The sequence below is a fragment of the Streptomyces pluripotens genome (assembly GCF_000802245.2).
GTDB classification, from domain to species: domain Bacteria; phylum Actinomycetota; class Actinomycetes; order Streptomycetales; family Streptomycetaceae; genus Streptomyces; species Streptomyces pluripotens.
On record NZ_CP021080.1, the window covers coordinates 843644 to 859615 of the forward strand.

The 15972-nt window shown below is 68.7% G+C and carries 14 protein-coding genes, 1 rRNA gene and 1 riboswitch; of the genes, 3 read left to right on the forward strand and 12 right to left on the reverse strand.

The window, feature by feature from the left end; translation table 11 throughout:
* Position 1 precedes the first annotated feature (1 nt).
* Both LK06_RS03600 and LK06_RS03605 read left to right on the forward strand, forming a co-directional pair.
* Positions 2 to 1066 carry an ABC transporter ATP-binding protein gene (locus LK06_RS03600; RefSeq protein WP_039654202.1) on the forward strand — a complete coding sequence of 355 codons (1065 nt, stop codon included), beginning with the start codon at positions 2 to 4 and terminating at the stop codon, positions 1064 to 1066.
* 28 nt (positions 1067 to 1094) lie between these two features.
* Positions 1095 to 1532 (forward strand): TOBE domain-containing protein, encoded by a 438-nt coding sequence (locus tag LK06_RS03605; RefSeq protein ID WP_039654166.1) that lies wholly within the window; start codon positions 1095 to 1097, stop codon positions 1530 to 1532.
* Between the two features lie 120 nt (positions 1533 to 1652).
* Here the strand turns inward: LK06_RS03605 and gcvP are convergent, their stop codons facing one another.
* The gene (gene gcvP / locus LK06_RS03610; RefSeq protein ID WP_043406761.1) at positions 1653 to 4538 is read right to left on the reverse strand and encodes an aminomethyl-transferring glycine dehydrogenase; all 2886 of its coding nucleotides are present in this window, start codon (positions 4536 to 4538) and stop codon (positions 1653 to 1655) included.
* Positions 4539 to 4712: 174 nt separating this feature from the next.
* Positions 4713 to 4807: riboswitch (glycine riboswitch) on the reverse strand.
* 119 nt (positions 4808 to 4926) lie between these two features.
* Here gcvP and LK06_RS03615 point away from each other — a divergent pair.
* A complete protein-coding gene (locus LK06_RS03615; RefSeq protein WP_039654168.1) occupies positions 4927 to 5298 on the forward strand; it encodes a PRC-barrel domain-containing protein in 372 nt (123 codons plus the stop codon).
* Here LK06_RS03615 and LK06_RS03620 read toward each other — a convergent pair.
* The 11 genes from LK06_RS03620 to rrf all read right to left on the reverse strand — a co-directional run bounded on the left by LK06_RS03620 (position 5220) and on the right by rrf (position 15929).
* The gene (locus LK06_RS03620) at positions 5220 to 6665 is read right to left on the reverse strand and encodes a DNA polymerase IV (protein WP_039654169.1); all 1446 of its coding nucleotides are present in this window, start codon (positions 6663 to 6665) and stop codon (positions 5220 to 5222) included. The two genes, LK06_RS03615 and LK06_RS03620, sit on opposite strands and share 79 nt — an antisense overlap.
* Positions 6666 to 6734: 69 nt before the next feature.
* On the reverse strand, positions 6735 to 7418 hold the full coding sequence (locus LK06_RS03625; RefSeq protein ID WP_078859106.1) for a MerR family transcriptional regulator: 684 nt from the start codon (positions 7416 to 7418) through the stop codon (positions 6735 to 6737).
* A gap of 270 nt (positions 7419 to 7688) precedes the next feature.
* Positions 7689 to 8162, reverse strand: a complete 474-nt coding sequence (locus tag LK06_RS03630; RefSeq protein WP_026253112.1) for a bifunctional nuclease family protein — start codon at positions 8160 to 8162, stop codon at positions 7689 to 7691.
* A gap of 85 nt (positions 8163 to 8247) precedes the next feature.
* A complete protein-coding gene (gene ftsR, locus LK06_RS03635; protein WP_039654171.1) occupies positions 8248 to 8985 on the reverse strand; it encodes a transcriptional regulator FtsR in 738 nt (245 codons plus the stop codon).
* A 43-nt stretch (positions 8986 to 9028) separates the two neighbouring features.
* A complete protein-coding gene (locus LK06_RS03640; RefSeq protein ID WP_199806319.1) occupies positions 9029 to 9859 on the reverse strand; it encodes a zinc-ribbon and FHA domain-containing protein in 831 nt (276 codons plus the stop codon).
* A gap of 190 nt (positions 9860 to 10049) precedes the next feature.
* Entirely contained in the window at positions 10050 to 10913 is an 864-nt protein-coding gene (locus LK06_RS03645) for a DUF881 domain-containing protein (RefSeq protein WP_039654203.1), read from the reverse strand.
* Between the two features lie 151 nt (positions 10914 to 11064).
* Positions 11065 to 11397 carry a small basic family protein gene (locus LK06_RS03650; RefSeq protein ID WP_039654173.1) on the reverse strand — a complete coding sequence of 111 codons (333 nt, stop codon included), beginning with the start codon at positions 11395 to 11397 and terminating at the stop codon, positions 11065 to 11067.
* Positions 11394 to 12251, reverse strand: coding sequence for a DUF881 domain-containing protein (locus LK06_RS03655; protein WP_043406757.1), 858 nt, complete (start codon positions 12249 to 12251; stop codon positions 11394 to 11396). Before LK06_RS03655 ends, LK06_RS03650 begins: the two co-directional genes overlap by 4 nt.
* Positions 12252 to 12484: 233 nt before the next feature.
* The gene (locus LK06_RS03660; protein WP_039654175.1) at positions 12485 to 14980 is read right to left on the reverse strand and encodes a mannose-1-phosphate guanyltransferase; all 2496 of its coding nucleotides are present in this window, start codon (positions 14978 to 14980) and stop codon (positions 12485 to 12487) included.
* A gap of 114 nt (positions 14981 to 15094) precedes the next feature.
* Positions 15095 to 15703 (reverse strand): cardiolipin synthase ClsA, encoded by a 609-nt coding sequence (gene clsA, locus LK06_RS03665; protein ID WP_039654176.1) that lies wholly within the window; start codon positions 15701 to 15703, stop codon positions 15095 to 15097.
* A gap of 109 nt (positions 15704 to 15812) precedes the next feature.
* A 5S ribosomal RNA gene (gene rrf / locus LK06_RS03670) occupies positions 15813 to 15929 on the reverse strand.
* Between the last annotated feature and the right edge of the window lie 43 nt (positions 15930 to 15972).

The window sequence follows — 15972 nt, forward strand, 5'->3', positions numbered from 1 at the left end:
GCTGTCCGGCCCGACGGCAGTGGGCGGGCCGGGTCTGAGTGCACGGCTCGTCGTGGAACGAGACGCGTTCCAGTTGGACGTCTCCCTGACCGCCGCCCCTGGCGACGTGGTCGCGTTGCTGGGCCCCAACGGCGCCGGCAAGACCACCGCCCTGCGTGCGCTCGCCGGGCTCATCCCGCTCTCCGAGGGCCACCTGCGCCTGGACGGCACCTCCCTGGAGCACGTTCCCCCCGAATCCCGCCCGGTCGGCGTGGTCTTCCAGGACTACCTGCTGTTTCCGCATCTGTCCGCGCTGGACAACGTGGCCTTCGGTCCCCGCTGCCGCGGCGCGGGCAAGACCGCAGCCCGTGCCCAGGCCGCCGCCTGGCTGGAGCGCATGGGCCTCGCCGACCACGCCGACACCAAGCCCCGGCACCTGTCCGGAGGACAGGCCCAGCGGGTGGCCGTTGCCCGCGCCCTGGCCACCCGGCCCCGGCTGCTGCTCCTGGACGAGCCGCTCGCAGCCCTGGACGCACGCACCCGCCTGGAGGTCCGCGCCCAGCTCCGCCGCCACCTGGCCGAGTTCGAAGCGGTCGCCGTCCTGGTCACGCACGACCCGTTGGACGCCATGGTGCTCGCGGACCGGCTGGTGGTCGTCGAGCACGGCCACGTCGTCCAGGAGGGCGCCCCCTCCGACATCGCCAGACGGCCCCGCACCGACTACATCGCCCAGCTCGTCGGGCTCAACCTCTACCGGGGGCGGGCCGACGGACACGTGGTTCGACTCGACGCCGGACCCTCGATCACGACCACGGAAGACCTGTCGGGTCCGGTCTTCGTGGCGTTCCCGCCGTCCGCCGTGACCCTGTTCGGGGACCGGCCCACGGGTGCCAGCGCCCGCAACCTGTGGCGCTGCGAGGTCGCCGGCCTGGAGAGCCACGGGGACCAGGTCCGCGCGGACCTGACCGGCCGGTTCCCGCTGGCGGCAGACCTCACCACGGTCGCCGCCGCCGAACTCGACCTGCACCCCGGTGCGGCGGTCTGGGCGACGGTCAAGGCGACTCAGACCCACGCGTACCCGGCCTGAGCGCATCGGCACTCTACGGTGGGTGCCCATGACCTTGAGCATCCGCAACCAGCTCCCCGGCACCGTCACCGCCGTGCGTCCGGGCGAGGCCATGGCCACCATCAGGCTGCGCCTGGACGGCGGGCAGGACCTGACGGCCGCCATCACCCGGGAGGCCGCAGAGGACCTCGCTCTGACCCCCGGCACGCCCGTCCGTGCCCTGGTGAAGTCCACGGAGGTCTCCCTCGCGACCAGCCGGATTGGGGGCCTGTCCATCCGCAACCAGCTCCCCGGCACGGTCACCGCCCTCACCACCGGAGCCGCCATGGCCTGCGTCGGGATCACTGTCGACGGCGGCGGACTCACCGCGGCCATCACCAACGAGGCGGTCGCCGACCTCGGCCTGACGGCGGGCTCCTCCGTGGTCGCTCTGATCAAATCCACCGAGGTGTCACTGGCTACGGCACCGGACACGACGACGCCATAGTCCGCCGGGCCCTGGCGTGGGCCGCCGCAGCGCGCCGTGGACACCCGCCGTGAGCGCAGAGGGCGAAAGGCCCCGCCTGGAGGTCGACGACGACCGGGCGGGGCCTGAGCCAGGACTCGCTCAGTCCTCGTACGCGTCCAGCGGCGGGCAGGAGCACACCAGGTTGCGGTCACCGAACGCCTGGTCGATGCGACGCACCGGCGGCCAGTACTTGTCGGCGGCCGAGACACCAGCCGGGAAGACCGCCTCCTCACGGCTGTAGGCGTGCGTCCATGCGCCACCGAGGGTGGCGGCGGTGTGCGGCGCACCGCGCAGCGGGTTGTCCTCCGCCTGCCACTCCCCGGAGCCGACCTTCTCGATCTCCGCACGAATCGCGATCATCGCTTCACAGAAACGGTCCAGCTCGGCGATGTCCTCCGACTCGGTCGGTTCGATCATCAGGGTGCCGGCCACCGGGAAGGACATGGTCGGCGCGTGGAAGCCGTAGTCGATCAACCGCTTGGCCACGTCGTCCACACTCACACCGGTCGCCTTGGTCAGCGGGCGCAGATCGATGATGCACTCGTGTGCGACCAGTCCCCCCGGGCCGGTGTAGAGGACCGGGTAGTGCGGCTCCAGGCGCTTGGCGATGTAGTTCGCCGACAGCACCGCCACCTGCGTGGCCCGCTTCAGTCCCTCCCCGCCCATCAGGCGGACGTACGCCCAGGAGATGGGCAGGATGCCTGCACTGCCCCACGGCGCCGCCGAGACCGGGCCGACGCCCGTCTTTGGGCCCGCGGCCGGCTGGAGCGGGTGATTCGGCAGGTGCGGCGCCAGATGTGCGCGGACCGCCACCGGACCGACGCCGGGACCACCGCCGCCGTGCGGGATGCAGAAGGTCTTGTGCAGGTTCAGGTGGGAGACGTCACCGCCGAAGTGGCCCGGCTTGGCCAGCCCGACCAGCGCGTTGAGGTTGGCGCCGTCGACGTAGACCTGGCCGCCGGCCTCGTGCACCCGGGCGCAGATGTCGGCGACATGCTCCTCGAAGACGCCGTGCGTGGAGGGGTAGGTGATCATCAGCACCGCCAGTTCGTCGCGGTACTGCTCGATCTTGGCACGCAAGTCCTCGACATCGATCTCGCCGTCGTCGGCGGTCTTGACGACGACGACCTTCATGCCGGCCATCACGGCACTCGCGGCGTTGGTGCCGTGCGCGGAGGAGGGGATCAGGCAGACGGTGCGCTGATCGTCCCCGTTGGCCCGGTGGTAGCCGCGTACGGCCAGCAGACCGGCCAGCTCGCCCTGCGAGCCGGCGTTCGGCTGCAGGGAAACCTTGTCGTAGCCGGTGACCTCGGCGAGGCGTTCCTCCAACTCGTGGATGAGGGTGAGGTAACCCGCGGCCTGCTCGGCGGGCGCGAAGGGGTGCAGCTGCCCGAACTCGGGCCAGGTGACCGGCTCCATCTCCGTGGTCGCGTTGAGCTTCATGGTGCAGGAGCCCAGCGGGATCATGCCGCGGTCGAGCGCGTAGTCGCGGTCGGCCAGCCGACGCAGGTAGCGCAGCATCGCGGTCTCGGAACGGTACTGGTGGAAGACCGGGTGGGTCAGGTAGTCGTCGGTGCGCAGGAGCGCCGTCGGCAGGGCGTCCTCGGCGGTCGCGTCCAGCGCGTCGACGTCGGCCTCGACGCCGAAGGCGGACCAGACCGTGGCCAGCTGGGTCCGGGTGCTGGTCTCGTCGCAGGCCATGGAGACATGGTCGGCGTCGACCAGGCGCAGGTTGACCCCGCCGTCCCGGGCGGCGGCGACGATCCCGGCGGCCCTGCCGGGCACACGTGCGGTCACCGTGTCGAAGAACGCACCGTGGACGATCTCGACGCCGCCCGCCCTGAGGCCCTCGGTGAGGATCGCAGCGTAGCGGTGGGTACGCCGTGCGATGGCCCGCAGGCCCTCCGGTCCGTGGTAGACGGCGTACATGCCGGCCATGACGGCCAGCAGCACCTGCGCGGTACAGATGTTGCTCGTGGCCTTCTCACGGCGGATGTGCTGCTCACGGGTCTGCAGGGCCAGTCGGTAGGCCTTGTGCCCGTCAGCGTCGACGGAGACACCCACCAGACGGCCCGGCAAGCTGCGCGCGAACTTCTCGTGCACGGCCATGTATCCGGCGTGCGGACCACCGAAGCCCATCGGCACGCCGAAGCGCTGGGTTGAGCCGACGGCGATGTCGGCCCCCAACTCACCCGGCGAGGTCAGCAGGGTCAGCGCGAGCAGGTCGGCGGCGACGGTGACCAGGGCTCCGAGCTCGTGCGCCTGATCGATGACCGGCTTGACGTCACGTACGGCTCCCGACGCACCCGGGTATTGGATCAGCACGCCGTTGATCCCGCGCTCGGCGATCGCGGCCGGGATCCCCGCGGAGAGGTCGGCGACGACGACCTCGACGCCGGTCGGCTCGGCGCGCGTCTCGATGACGGCGATGGTCTGCGGCAGCGCGTCCGCGTCGACCAGGAACAGGCCCTTCTTGTTCTTGCCCATGCGCCGGGACAGCGCCATCGCCTCGGCGGCGGCCGTGCCCTCGTCCAGCAGGGAGGCTCCGGAGGTGGGCAGGCCGGTGAGATCGGCGACCACGGTCTGGAAGTTCAGCAGGGCCTCCAGGCGGCCCTGGGAGATCTCCGGCTGGTACGGCGTGTAGGCCGTGTACCAGGCCGGGTTCTCCATGACGTTGCGCAGGATGACCGGCGGTGTGAAGGTGCCGTAGTAGCCAAGACCGATCATGGATCCGAGGACCTGGTTGCGGTCGGCGAGCGAGCGGAGCTCAGCGAGCACCTCGGTCTCGGTGCGGGCGCCCGGCAGGTCCAGCGCGTCGGCGTTCTTGATCACGTCCGGAACCGCGGCGGCGGTCAGTTCGTCGAGCGAGCCGTAACCGACCTGCGCGAGCATCTTGGCCCGTGCCTCCTGGTCGGGCCCGATGTGGCGCTGCTCGAAGGGAATGCCCGTTTCGAGCTCGGAGAGCGGAATGCGATGGGCGGTCATTGCGGAGGCCTCCTGGTCTGACGCGACCTTCGAGGGGCACCACGGCGCGGGTGCCCCGACGGCCTCCCCCTCTGTCATCTCAACCTGAGAGCTTCACCGGACGCCCGTGGACGCCGGTTTTCACCGTCGGTGAGAGCGGAAGCCGTCGACACCCGCCCTGCTTTCCAGAGTGACCTCGTCCGTGCGGTACATGAGCCTGAGAGATTCCGGGGAGGATTTGCTCCTTCGGCGCCTCCGAGGTGGTCGGAGGACTCTCCCGCACGGGGTCAGCAGCCGCTGCCAGCCTACCAGCGAGGTCAACGTCCGGACCTTCGAGTGGCCGCCTCGCCAAATGTGCTCTTTTGTAGTGCTTACGGATGATTTGCGACCACGTGGAGGGAGAGGGACCGTGCAGACCGACATCGATCCGCGCAGCCTGATCGGCCGCAAGGCGTTCGACCGCGATGGCACCAAGATCGGCACCATCGACGAGGTGTACCTCGACGACGCGACCGGCGTGCCCGAGTGGGCCGCCGTACGCACCGGCCTGTTCTCCCGGGACGCGTTCGTTCCCCTGGAGCCGAGCGAGCTCGTCGAAGGCACCCTGCACGTCCCGTTCGACCGTGCCCTCATCAAGGACGCCCCGGACTTCGGCGTGGGCCGCCATCTCTCCCCCGAGCAGGAATTGCAGCTCTACCACCACTACGGCCTCGACGTGGCCTCGCCCCCCAGGCTCTCGGACCACGACTTCGGCAGGCTCGCGGGCACCGAGGAGGGCTGAGCCCCGTCTGACGCGGCGCAGTCCCGTTCCGGCGGCCCCGGCACCAGCGGCAGCGGATCCGCCGGTTCAAGATCCGGATCGTCCCCCCGGAAGGTACGCACCCGCCCGGGATCCGACTGGGGCGTCTCGAAGCGCACGGTGACCCGGCCCAGGCCACTGCCCTGCACCCAGCCGTACCCGTGCTCGGCGTGCCGTACGTCCTGCCCGGCGCGCCAGAGTCGTTCGGTGGTCTCCGGCTGCTCCGCCACAGCCTCGGGAACGGCCTCCGCGACAGGGTCCCCTGCCGCCCGCTCGCCCGCCGCCTGCGCGAACAGGTCCTCCTGCGTGTAGTCGGCGAGCCCGGTGACACCGACACCGAGCAGCCGGACCCCGCCCGTGGTGTCCACGGCCTCCAGCAACCGGGCCGCTGCCTCCCGGACGACCGCCGGATCGTCCGTGGGCCCCCTGAGCGTCTCGGAGCGGGTGAGCGTAGAGAAGTCGTATCGCCGAACCTTCAGCACGATGGTCCGCCCTGACAGCCCGGCCCCGCGCAGCCGCCCCACGCACCGGTCGGCGAGACGCTGCACTTCGATACCCACCCGCACCCGATCATGGATGTCCACGTCGTAGGTGTCCTCGACCGAGACCGATTTGGTCTCCCGCTCGGCCACCACGGGCCGCTGGTCGCGCGCCAGGGCCATGGCGGACAACGCGTGCCCGTGCGCCTTGCCGAGCAACCGCACGAGTTCGTCCTCGCCGGCCTCGGCCAGCTCCTCGACCGTGGTGATTCCGGCTCTGCGCAGATGATCCCCGGTAGCCGGCCCGACTCCCGGCAGGGTGCGCACCGGCATCGGCCCCAGCAGCGCTTGCTCCGTGCCCGGCTCGACGAGCACCAGACCATCCGGTTTGGCCTGCTCGGAGGCGATCTTCGCGAGCATCTTGGAGGCAGCCAGCCCCACCGATCCGGTGAGACCCGTGGCGGCCCGGATGTCCGCACGCAGTTTCGACCCGGCCAGTCGCGCCGATTCCCCGTCCCAGGCCGATCCACCGGCCTCCAGATCGACGAACGCCTCGTCCAGGCTGAGCGGCTCCACCAACGGTGACAGCTCCCGCAACAGCCCCATCACCTGCTCGCTGACCGACCGGTACAGACCGAAGCGCGGCACCAGGTACGCGGCATGGGGTGCCAACCGGCGCGCCTGGGCCGTGGGCATCGCGGAATGGACCCCGAAGATCCGCGCCTCGTACGACGCGGTCGCCACTACTCCGCGCGGTCCGAGCCCGCCCACGACGACCGCCTTTCCCCGCAGACTCGGCTTGGACGCCTGCTCCACCGAGGCGAAGAAGGCATCCATGTCGAGATGCAGGATCGTGGGCGCGGTTCTCACACCTACGATGCTGCACCACGGCACTGACAATGCGGTGGCGCCGGAGGGTGCCGAATCGTGGGCCGGCGGTCAGACCGCCCGGTTGCGGCGGCGCGCCAGTTCGTCAGCGGGGTTGTGGCCGACGAGCGTCTCGCCCGTGTCGATGCGTTCTCCGTGCAGCTGGGAGAGCGCGCTTTCTACGTCCCGCCACACCACGCCCACCGCGATCCCGAAGACACCCTGACCGCCCTGGAGCAGGGCGTGCACCTCGTCCGGCGAGGTGCACTCGTACACGGTGGCGCCATCGCTCATCAAGGTCATCCGCTCCAGGTCCCGGAAACCGCGTTCTCTGAGGTGCTGGACCGCGCTGCGGATGTTCTGGAGCGAGACCCCGGTGTCCAGGAACCGCTTGACAATCTTCAGGACGACGACGTCCCGGAAGCTGTACAACCGTTGCGTTCCCGACCCGTAGGCCGGGCGCACGCTCGGCTCGACCAGGCCGGTGCGGGCCCAGTAGTCAAGTTGCCGGTAGGTGATACCGGCGGCCGCGCAGGCAGTGGGCCCGCGGTAGCCGATCTGCTCGGACGTCATCGCCGCCGCCCCTCCGCCGTCCGGCACCGCCCTCGGCCGCTGCGGAGCATGACCGGCCGCGCCGCTGGGTTGGGGGTACCCCCCGCTCTGACGTGACCGAGAGCTCTGGGCCGGGTACGGACCGCTCTCCCCGAAACCGGGTTCGGGGGCACCCCCAGCCGTACCGTCGCCGCTGGTTCTCACGCCGACCTCCGTCCTTGACCTGCCTTCTCGACGGTAGGCAGTCACCAGGGGTGCGTCAACGATCGCCACACTCGGCACGCCGAGTGACAATCACCCAAGGAGTGGTTTTCCGTGCCCCACCGCGGGGAAAGGCTAGCTGAATGCGCTCGCCGGGAGCCGTAGGACGCTCTCAATGGACGGTGGCAATTGCCCACCCGACCCGTCGGGCACGGCCGGTTTCCCGCCCGCGGACTGAATCCGGCGGGCCGGCCCCTCACCGGCTCCTGGTGCTCACTGGCTGCTGGTCCCGAAGTCCTCGGGCGAGATCTGGTCGAGGAACTCACGGAACTTCTCCACCTCGTCCTCCTGCTCGTCGGGAATCGCGATACCCGCATCGTCCAGGACCGTGTCGCTGCCGTAGATCGGCGTTCCGGTGCGCAGGGCAAGCGCTATGGCATCGGAGGGACGGGCGCTGACCTCGACTCCGCTGGCGAAGACGAGCTCCGCGTAGAAGACCCCTTCACGCAGGTCCGTGATGCGTACTTCGGTCAGCTCCTGGCCGACGGCCTCCAGCACGTCCTTGAACAGGTCGTGGGTCAGCGGTCGCGCGGGGGCCATGCCCTGTTGGGCGAAAGCGATGGCCGTCGCCTCCCCCGGCCCGATCCAGATGGGGAGGTAACGGTCGCCTCCCACTTCTCGCAGGAGCACGATCGGTTGGTTGGAGGGCATTTCGACCCGGACACCTACGACATCGAGCTCGTTCACACAGCAACCCTAGGCCGTGGTCGGGACGTTTGGGTAGTCGGGCCGGGAACAGGTGCCCGATCTGGCCGCCCCGGGGCCCTCGGTGTCAGGGCAGCCGCACCCCGAGGGCAGTCGTCACCAGGGCCGTGTGCAATCGCACGGTGAGCACGGCCAGCTCCTTGGCACGGGCTTCGGCATGCGCCCTGGTCTGTGGGTTGCGATGGCGTCTGAGGGGGGCCACGATCTGATCGACGAGACCCGCCTCGCGGTCGGCGGCGGCCTTCATCACCCGCAGGTGGCGCGGCTCGATCCCGAAGCGGCCCAGCTCGGCGACGAGGGAGGCGACCGTGACGGTCTCGACGTCGTAGACCCCGTCCGCCAGGGGAGCGATGAGCCCGTAGGACTCCCACTCCTTCAGCTCGCCTTCGTCGATGTCCGCCGCCGCCAGCAGCTCCGCCCGTCCGATCCGGGCCACTGCGGGCCCGGCGGGTGATTCCGGGAAGTCGTCCGAGGCGCGCTGGCGTCCCACCACGGGCAGCGGGACGGCCTCACCCCGCTCCATGGCGTCCAGGTGCTCGCGGATCACCTTGAGGGGCAGGTAGTGGTCCCGCTGCATCCGCAGGACGTGACCGAGACGCTCGACGTCCTCGGCGCTGAACTTGCGGTACCCGGACGGAGTCCGCTGCGGCTCGACCAGGCCCTCCGACTCCAGGAAACGGATCTTGGAGATGGTGACTTCGGGGAACTCGTCGCGCAGCACGTTCAACACCGTGCCGATGCTCATCAGCCCACTGTCCCTGGCGGCGGTACCGCTTCCGGCACCGCCGCTCGGTGTTTGAAGCATGGACCTTCCCTGGGGGTCCCCCCGGACCGCGTCCGGGGGCGGCTCAGATGCCCTGCCTGCTTGCGTAGAACACCAGCCGGTACTTGCCGATCTGCACCTCGTCCCCGTTCGACAGAGCGACCTGGTCGATCCGCTCACGGTTGACGTACGTGCCGTTCAGGCTGCCCACGTCAGCCACGGTGAACGAGCCGTCCGGGGAGCGCCGGAACTCCACGTGCCGACGCGAGACAGTGACGTCGTCCAGGAAGATGTCGCTCTGCGGATGGCGGCCAGCCGTCGTCAGGTCGCTGTCCAACAGGAAGCGGCTACCCGAATTCGGCCCTCGGCGCACCACCAGCAGCGCCGATCCCAGCGGCAGCGCATCCACCGCGGCCTGCGCCTCCGGGGAGAGCATCGGCAGAGGCGTCTGGCCGGTTACCTCCGCGTCGTAGGCCTCAAGCCCGGAGATCGAGATCGTGGACGTCGTCTCGGAGGCGCGCTCGGGCGCCACTCCGGGACGCAGGGGCGCACCGCAGTGGGAGCAGAAGCGGGCGTTCTCCGCGTTGCGGTTACCGCACCTCGTACACACCAGGACCGACATGGACGGATCCTCCTGCCGCGGCTGCCCCGCCGGGGCGTTGGACGCGTACGGGCCGGAGGTGAACCCTCCACCCGTACCTGAGGTTGACGGTTGCCCGAAACCTATGCCGCCGGACTGGGCAGGGTCAACAGACGCCGCACCCTGACCACCGGAAATGTCACCGCCCGGACCAGTGACCTGGTCCCGGAACAGCGGGCGCTGGCCCTCCGCGTCAGGCTGTGCGCGGTGGCGAGCGGTCGCGTTGTCGCTGCCTTCTCGCGCGCTCTTGCCGAACAACTTCGCAAACAACTTCACGGGCGATTCCCCTTGACCGAAACAGACCCGCCCGTGGGGCAGGACGAACCCTGATTGCCTACACCGGCCGAGCCGGACGTTCTCACAACGTCCGTATCCACCAGACAGTTTCCATCACGCACCACCCCTTCGGTGCGGCGACCCCCCGCAACCTCATGCCCCTGCCGGATGTCCCCCATGCACCACCGGTTCACTGGGAGGACGACCGAGCGTAGTCAGGCCGCTTCGCCTGCCGCAAGGCGTCCACGACGATCTTGTCCGAACGCTCGACGGCCACCGTGGCCTGCTCCTTCTCCAGCGTCTGCACCACGCCTCCGGGGATGTTCAGTGCCGGCTCCAGGTCCTGCGGCTTTCCGATGACCTTGAAACGATAAGGAGCAGTGATCTTGTTCCCGTCGACGGTCACGCCCTTGCCCGAGTCCGCCAGGTACGTGCTCGCCACCACCCGGACCCCGTTGACCTCGATCGCCTCCGCGCCGGCCGCGCGCAGTTCCTGGACCGCATCGAGCAGCATGTCCGCCTGGACCGTCCCCTTCGTGTCCTCGATCGTCATGGTGATGCCGGGCCCCTGAGCCGCCACGGTGCCCGCCAGGATGCCGAGTTGCCTCTCCTTCTGCGTCGTCTGCTTGCGCGCCTCTGCGGCCCGGTCGGAGCTGCTCTGCAACTCCTGGCGCTGCTTTTCGAGCCCCTGCTTCTCGTCCTGAAGACGCTCCGTACGCGAATCCAGTTCATCGAGGATGCGAACGAGATCTTCCTGCCGTGCTCCACGCAGCGCATTGTCGCTGTCGCTGTTCGACGCCACCTGAACGGCGAGCCCGAAGCCGAGGCCGAACAACAATAGGGCGACGATGAGTTGGGCCCGGGTGAGTCGCGGTGGCCAGAGACCCTTGACGAGTCGCTGCCGGCCCGTCAGCGGCTCCTGGGGCTGATTCCCGACCTTCTGCCCGACATCGGGGGCCGGAACGGGTACCTCCGCCGGCAGTTCCTTGCGCAGCCCGTTCCCCGGATGTCCGTCGCGCGCACTGCGATCACCCGAGCCGCCCTGCCCGCTCAAGGCGTCCGCACCGCTCGACCGGCTCTGGTCGGCCTCGTTCCCCGGGCCCTTCAGGACTTTGGGGCCATTGATGCTCTTCGGGCCGTTCAGGTTGTTCGGATCGTTCTGGCTGCTCTGGCCGGTGGTCCGGCCGTTCTGGTCGCTCATCGCCTCACGCCCGGAACACGTGCCGCCGGATCGCCGCGGCGTTGGAGAAGATCCGGATGCCCAGAACCACGACGACCCCCGTGGACAACTGCGCGCCCACCCCCAACTTGTCGCCCAGGAACACGATCAGGGCGGCGACAACCACATTCGACAGGAACGACACCACGAAGACCTTGTCGTCGAAGATGCCATCGAGCATGGCCCGCAGACCGCCGAACACGGCGTCCAGGGCAGCAACGACGGCGATCGGCAGGTAAGGCTCGACGGCTGCTGGAACCTCGGGCCTGACCAACAGGCCGGCCACGATTCCCACGACGAGGCCCAGTACGGCGATCACGATGTGCCCTTCTCGCTCTTCACGGCCTTCTCGGCCGTCGGCTGTGCTGTACGTATGATCACACTCGGTGCGGCGGGCAACCGGACGTCACTCTCCGTGGAGATGGTGGCGCGGATGCCGTAGTTCTCTTCCAGGGCATGCAGATAGAGCCCGTCGGCGCTGTTCTGGAACCTGGTACTCAACCTCTCCCCGTCCCCCACCGCCAGCACCGTGTACGGCGGCACGAGTGGTTTGTTGTCGACCAGTATCGCGTCACCGGCGGCCCTGATCGCGGAGAGAGAGGTCAGCCGCTGCCCGTTGATGGACACGGCCTCGGCCCCGGAGGCCCACAGCCCGTTGACCACGCGCTGCATGTCACGGTCACGCACCCGGCCGGTGTCGGAGAACCCCGATGTCTCCCGCGGGTTGGTCCCGTCGCCGCCAGTGCTGGCTTCCTTGGCGTCGTTCACGACAAGCTTGACGCCGGGCCCGTGCACCGCGGTGGCACCCGACAACATGCCCACCAGGTCCGCCCCGGCGCTGCCTCCGCTCGACTTCAACGCCGCTCGCTGCCGGTCGCTGACGTCGTCGCGCAGCGTGTCGACGGCGCTTTCCAGTTTGTCGGCGTCCGAGGTTTCGCTGTCGATGCGGTCGATCAGTTCCTGTCGCTCCTTGGCCACCACGGGCGCCGCCACACGCGCCTGTGCCGCTCCGACGGTCACCACCAGCGCCGCGAGGACGAGGCCGGCGGCCAAGCCCAGCTTCGCTCTGAGGGTCTTGGGCAGGCCGCCCTCGCCCTGGGCCTTCTTGCGGGCGGCAGCCTCGGCATACCCGACGTCGAGACTGTGGTCCATGACGTTGGTGATCAACGACATGGAGGCGTCCGGACGCTGCGGCCGCGGGGGGCTGCTCCGAACGGGGGGTTGCTGCGGCATGCCGCACATCGTCGCATGCCCCCGGCAATACCTCCGAATGACCCCACCCGCGTGCCGGACAGGCCCTCTTGGGGACGCTTGTCCGGCACGCACGCGTGCAGCACCTTTCCCGTTCTCTACCGTCGGCCGTCAGTGCCGGCCAGCGAGCCGGCTGCCGTTCGCCGCCTCGTTCCTCAGCGGCCGGCGCTGTCCACGACGTCCGACCATTCGTCCAGCAGAGCCTGCGCGGACGCATCGTCGGGGCCCTCGGCCCACAGGTGTGTGACGGCCTCGGCGGGGTCGGGCAGCACCATCACCCAGCGCCCGTCCGTCTCCACGACCCGCACTCCGTCAGTCGTGTCGACAAAGCGATCCCCGGCTGCTTCGACCACCCGCCGCATCACCAGACCCTTGACGGCCCACGGAGTCGCCAAGTCCCGTTTGAGGACGTGCGCCCGCGGGATTCGGGCGTCGATCTGGCTCAGGGTGAGCTGCGTGCGCGCCACCAGCCCGATCAGCCGTACGAAGGCCGCCGTGCCGTCGTAGACGCTGCTGAACTCAGGGACGATGAAACCGCCGGTTCCGTCACCGCCGAAGATCGTGCCCTCCTCGCCGCCCACCCGTGTCAGGTCATCGGGCGAAGTGGTGGTCCATTCGACCTGCGTACCGTGGTAGGCGGCCACCTGCTCGGCGATCCGGGTCGTGGTGACCGGCAGCGCCACCCGACCGCTTCGCCGCTCGGCGGCCACCAGGTCCAGCATCACCAACAGCGCCCGGTCGTCCTCGACGATCCGGCCCTTCTCGTCCACGAGCGACAGACGCTCGCCCACGGGGTCGAATCGGACGCCGAACGCTGCGCCCGAGGACGCCACGATCTCCCCGAGCCGCACGAGCCCCTTCCTCCGCATCTCGGCCGTCTCCGTCGGCCTGGACTCGTCGAGACCGGGATTGATGGTCAGCGAGTCGACACCGAGCTTGCCGAGCAGACTGGGCAGCACGAGCCCGGCGCTGCCGTTGGAGGCGTCCACGACGACCTTGAGGCCCGACTCTGCGATTCCGGTCGTGTCGACGTTCCGGAGCAGGGAGCCGGTGTACGAGTCGAAGACGCTCGCCGGGAAGTGCAGGTCGCCGATCTCGCCGGGGAACGCCCGCCGGTACTCCTGGCGCGCGAACACCCGGTCCAGTTTGCGCTGGCTGCCCTGTGACAGGTCCGCGCCGTTGCCGTCGAAGAACATGATGTCGACCGAGTCCGGGACACCTGGGGAGGTGCGGATCATGATGCCGCCGGCGCTGCCCCGCGCCGTCTGCTGCCGGGCTACCGGCAGTGGCACGTTTTCCAGGTCTCGCACGTCGATGGCGCTGGCCTGGAGCGCGGAAATGACCGCGCGCTTGAGCGCTCGAGCGCCCCGGGAGTGATCGCGGGCCGTCGTGACGGTTGACCCCTTCTTGAGGGTCGTCGCATACGCGCCGGCGAGCCGCACGGCCAGTTCGGGAGTGATCTCCACGTTCAGGATGCCGGACACACCGCGGGCGCCGAACAAGTGGGCCTGTCCCCTGGACTCCCAGATCACCGAGGTGTTGACGAACGCACCGGCCTCGATGGTCTTGAACGGGTAGACCCGGACGTTGCCCTGGACGATGGACTCCTCGCCGATCAGGCACTCGTCACCGATCACGGCTCCGTCCTCTATCCGGGCGGCACGCATGATGTCGGTGTTCTTGCCGACCACGCAGCCCCGCAGACTGCTGTGCTGGCCGACGTAGACGTTGTCGTGCACGACGGCCTTGTGCAGGAAGGCACCGCTCTTGACGACGACATTGGACCCGACCACGGTGTGTTCGCGGATCTCAGCCCCGGCCTCGACCTTCGCGTAGTCCCCGATGTACACCGGTCCCCGCAGTACGGCCTCGGGGTGCACATCGGCGCCTTCGGCGACCCACACGCCCGGAGAGATCTCGAAACCATCGATGTCGACATTGACCTTGCCGTCGAGCACATCGGCCTGGGCCTTCACATAGCTCTCGTGCGTACCGACGTCCTCCCAGTAGCCCTCAGCGACATATCCGTAAATCGGCTTGCCGTCCTTCATCAGCTGAGGGAAGACATCACCGGACCAGTCGACTGGAACATCCGGGTCGACGTAGTTGAAGACCTCGGGCTCCATAACGTAGATACCCGTGTTGACCGTGTCGGAGAAGACCTGTCCCCAGGTCGGTTTCTCCAGGAAGCGCTCAACCTTGCCTTCATCGTCGACGATGGTGATGCCGAATTCCAACGGATTGGGCACGCGAGTCAAACATACCGTGACGAGCGCGCCCTTCTCCTTGTGGAAATTGATCAGCTCGGTGAGGTCGAAATCCGTCAGGGCATCACCGGAGATGACGAGGAAGGCATCGTCCTTCAACGCCTCTTCGGCGTTCTTGACGCTACCGGCGGTACCGAGCGGCTTCTCCTCGTTGGCATAGGTGAGCTCCATTCCGAGCTCTTCGCCGTCACCGAAGTAGTTCTTGACCAGCGAAGCCAAGAACTGCACGGTGACGACGGTCTCGGGCAGCCCGTGCTTTTTGAGCAGCCGTAGCACGTGCTCCATGATCGGGCGGTTCGCCACAGGCAGGAGCGGCTTGGGCATGCTAGAGGTCATAGGGCGCAGGCGAGTGCCTTCGCCCCCGGCCATCACGACGGCCTTCATGTCGGAAGCGTCCTCCTCCAAGAGACGACGGTCTAGCCGACTTCACCCGTCCAGATTGTCCCGCACATTCCCACCGCGGGCCATCGAGGCGTTACGTCCGGGCAATCGCGGAGCTCAATCGGCCGTGGCGTCCGCACGGACCAAGCGGCGGACTTGTACCACGTAGAGCACTCCTGCCCACCAGTAGAGGGTTGTACCCCACCCGGCGAACGCCCATCCGAAAACAGCGGCCAGTGACGCGATCCACCGGGGTCCGTCGCTGAGGAGCAGGAGCGGGAAGGCGTACATCAGGTTGAAGGTGGCGGCCTTCCCGAGGAAGTTCACCTGGGGCGGCGGATACCCGTGTCGCCGGAGGATGCCCACCATCACCAGCAGAACCAGCTCCCTCGCCAGAAGCAGCGCGGTGAGCCAGATCGGCAAGATCTCCCGCCAGGTCAGGCCGACCAGCGTGGAAAGGACGTAGAGCCGGTCAGCGGCGGGGTCGAGAAGCCGGCCGAGGCTACTGATCTGGTTCCACCGCCGAGCGAGCTTGCCGTCGAGGTAGTCACTGATCCCGCTGAGTGCCAGGACGAGGAGGGCCCAGCCATCGCTCTGCGGGCCTCCGAACTCCGGCCTGAGGATCAACCACAGGAACAGGGGTACGCCGACGAGCCGCGCCATGCTGAGGATGTTCGGGATGGTGAGGACCCGGTCCGTCTGGACCCGTGTCTCCTGGACCTCCACCCGGGGGCCTCCTGTGCAAAATCGATCCAACGATGCCCCCTGACTTTACCCCAACGCAAAAAAGCTCTGGCCCCCGGGTTATTACCCGGGGGCCAGAGCTGCAAAGGAAGTTCGGCGGTGTCCTACTCTCCCACAGGGTCCCCCCTGCAGTACCATCGGCGCTGTGAGGCTTAGCTTCCGGGTTCGAAATGTAACCGGGCGTTTCCCTCACGCTATGACCACCGAAACACTATGAAACAATCAACAACCGAAGGCTGTTCGTGGTTTCA